The 2,763-nt window shown below is 66.3% G+C and carries 4 protein-coding genes and 1 pseudogene; all 5 read right to left on the bottom strand.

All coding sequences use genetic code 11. The annotated features are described in order from the left end of the window. A pseudogene (locus A9X04_RS23135) lies at positions 1-101 on the bottom strand (50S ribosomal protein L17); the annotation flags it as partial. Between the two features lie 107 nt (positions 102-208). Then, positions 209-1,252: a DNA-directed RNA polymerase subunit alpha gene (locus A9X04_RS23130; RefSeq protein ID WP_067925532.1), complete on the bottom strand. Its 1,044-nt coding sequence runs from the start codon at positions 1,250-1,252 to the stop codon at positions 209-211. Between the two features lie 79 nt (positions 1,253-1,331). Continuing rightward, positions 1,332-1,937: a 30S ribosomal protein S4 gene (rpsD, locus tag A9X04_RS23125; protein ID WP_067925529.1), complete on the bottom strand. Its 606-nt coding sequence runs from the start codon at positions 1,935-1,937 to the stop codon at positions 1,332-1,334. 10 nt (positions 1,938-1,947) lie between these two features. Further along, positions 1,948-2,364, bottom strand: coding sequence for a 30S ribosomal protein S11 (gene rpsK / locus A9X04_RS23120; RefSeq protein WP_007167901.1), 417 nt, complete (start codon positions 2,362-2,364; stop codon positions 1,948-1,950). Between the two features lie 6 nt (positions 2,365-2,370). After that, entirely contained in the window at positions 2,371-2,745 is a 375-nt protein-coding gene (gene rpsM / locus A9X04_RS23115; protein WP_007167900.1) for a 30S ribosomal protein S13, read from the bottom strand. Positions 2,746-2,763 lie beyond the last annotated feature (18 nt).

Genomic DNA, 2,763 nt, shown 5'->3' with positions numbered 1-2,763 from the left:
ATCCGGCCGTGCTCGAACAGCGACGTGGCCAGGTTGGCCAGCAGGGCCTTCTGGTGCGAAGACGACCCGCCGAGGCGGGGGCCCTTGGTGGGCTTGGGCATTGCACTATCTCCTCATTGGGGGCCGGCCCCCGTATCAGGTAGGGCCGGGACGGGCTTCTGTTGTAGGTGTCCGGTTCCTCAGCGGCCGCATCGTCACCGGACGGCCTTTACAGCTGTTCGGTTTCCGCGTAGTCCTGGTCGTCGTAGGCGCCTTCGGTGGACCACGTGCCGGTGGCCACGTCGTAGCCGGCGACCTGCGACGGGTCGAAGCTCGCCGGGCTGTCCTTGAGCGACAGGCCCAGCTGGTGCAGCTTGACCTTCACCTCGTCGATCGACTTCTGACCGAAGTTGCGGATGTCGAGCAGGTCGGACTCGGTGCGGCTGACCAGCTCGCCGACAGTGTGCACACCCTCGCGCTTGAGGCAGTTGTACGACCGCACCGTCAGGTCCAGGTCGTCGATCGGCAGCGCGAACGAGGCGATGTGGTCGGCCTCGGCCGGCGACGGCCCGATCTCGATACCCTCGGCCTCGACGTTGAGTTCGCGTGCCAGGCCGAACAGTTCGACCAGGGTCTTACCGGCCGACGCCAGCGCGTCACGCGGGGTGATCGAGCTCTTGGTCTCGACGTCCAGGACCAGCTTGTCGAAGTCGGTGCGCTGCTCGACACGGGTCGCGTCCACCTTGTAGGTCACCTTGAGCACCGGTGAGTAGATGGAATCGACCGGGATCCGGCCGATTTCGGCGCCGGAGGCCCGGTTCTGCACCGCCGGCACGTAGCCGCGGCCACGCTCGACGACGAGTTCGACCTCGAGCTTGCCCTTGTCGTTCAGCGTCGCGATGTGCATCTCGGGGTTGTGCACCGTGACACCGGCGGGCGGCACGATGTCACCGGCGGTGACCGCGCCCGGGCCCTGCTTGCGCAGGTACATGGTAACCGGCTCGTCCTCCTCCGAGGACACCACCAGGCTCTTGAGGTTCAGGATGATCGCGGTGACGTCTTCCTTCACCCCGGCGACGGTGGTGAACTCGTGCAGCACGCCGTCGATGCGGATGCTGGTCACGGCCGCGCCGGGAATCGACGACAGCAGCGTCCGGCGCAGCGAATTGCCCAGGGTGTAACCGAATCCGGGCTCCAGGGGCTCGATGACGAACTGCGAGCGGTTGTCGGACAGTACTTCTTCCGACAGTGTGGGTCGCTGAGAAATCAGCATGGTGTTTCTTCTTCTCCTTCTCGGCACCCGCTATTTGATGCCGTTGAGGTTTCCGGGCCGGGCGGCCCGAAAAGTCTTGTTACTTCGAGTAGAACTCGACGATCAGCTGCTCGGCGAGGGGCACGTCGATCTGCGCCCGCTCGGGCAGCTGGTGGATCAGGATCCGCTGACGCTCCCCCACCACCTGCAGCCAGCCGGGGATCGGGCGGTCGCCCGCCGTCTCCCGGGCGATCTGGAACGGCACCGTGTTCAGCGAGCCGTCCCGCACGTCGATGATGTCGTACTGGGACACCCGGTAGCTGGGCACGTTGACGTGCACGCCGTTGACGCTGAAGTGGCCGTGGCTGACCAGCTGGCGGGCCATCCGGCGCGTGCGGGCGAGCCCGGCGCGGTAGACGACGTTGTCCAGTCGGCTTTCCAGGATCTTGAGCAGCTCCTCACCCGTCTTGCCGGGCTGGCGGGTGGCCTCTTCGTAGTAGCGGCGGAACTGCTTCTCCATGACGCCGTAGGTGAAGCGGGCCTTCTGCTTCTCCTGCAGCTGCTGCAGGTACTCGCTTTCCTTGATCCGCGCGCGGCCGTGCTGGCCGGGCGGGTAGGGACGCTTCTCGAAGGCCTGGTCGCCACCGATCAGGTCGGTGCGCAGCCGGCGCGACTTGCGGGTGATGGGTCCGGTGTAACGAGCCATGATTCTTTCCCTAGACCCTTCTGCGCTTGGGCGGACGGCAGCCGTTGTGCGGCTGTGGGGTGACGTCGGAGATCGCGCCGACCTCCAGGCCCGCGGCCTGCAGCGAGCGGATCGCCGTCTCCCGGCCCGAGCCCGGGCCCTTGACGAACACGTCGACCTTCTTCACGCCGTGCTCCTGCGCCTTGCGCGCGGCGTTTTCGGCGGCCAGCTGCGCGGCGAACGGCGTCGACTTCCGCGAACCCTTGAACCCGACGTGGCCCGACGACGCCCAGGCGATGACGTTGCCCTGCGGGTCGGTGATGCTCACGATCGTGTTGTTGAACGTGCTCTTGATGTGCGCGGCGCCGTGCGGGATGTTCTTCTTTTCCCGCTTGCGGGTCTTCTGCCCCTTCTTGGGCGCAGAGGCTGCCTTCTTGGCTGGTGGCATGGGCGGTTACCTGGCCTTCTTCTTGCCTGCGATGGTGCGCTTGGGGCCCTTGCGGGTGCGCGCATTGGTCTTGGTCCGCTGGCCGCGCACCGGCAGGCCGCGGCGGTGCCGCAGGCCCTGGTAGCAGCCGATCTCGATCTTGCGGCGAATGTCGGCCTGCACCTCGCGGCGCAGGTCACCCTCAACCTTGAGGTTCGCTTCGATGTAGTCACGCAAGTGGGTCAGCTGGTCGTCGGTCAGGTCCCTGGTGCGCAGGTCCTTGTCGATTCCGGTAGCTGCCAGGATCTCGTTCGACCGGGTGCGGCCGACGCCGAAGATGTAGGTCAGCGCGATCTCCATCCGCTTGTCGCGCGGCAGATCGACGCCTACTAGTCGAGCCATAGGTGGCGTTTCCTCTTT

Source organism: Mycobacterium sp. E3247 (assembly GCF_001667785.1).
In the GTDB taxonomy this organism is placed as follows: domain Bacteria; phylum Actinomycetota; class Actinomycetes; order Mycobacteriales; family Mycobacteriaceae; genus Mycobacterium.
This window is presented reverse-complemented; position numbering and strand designations above follow the sequence as displayed.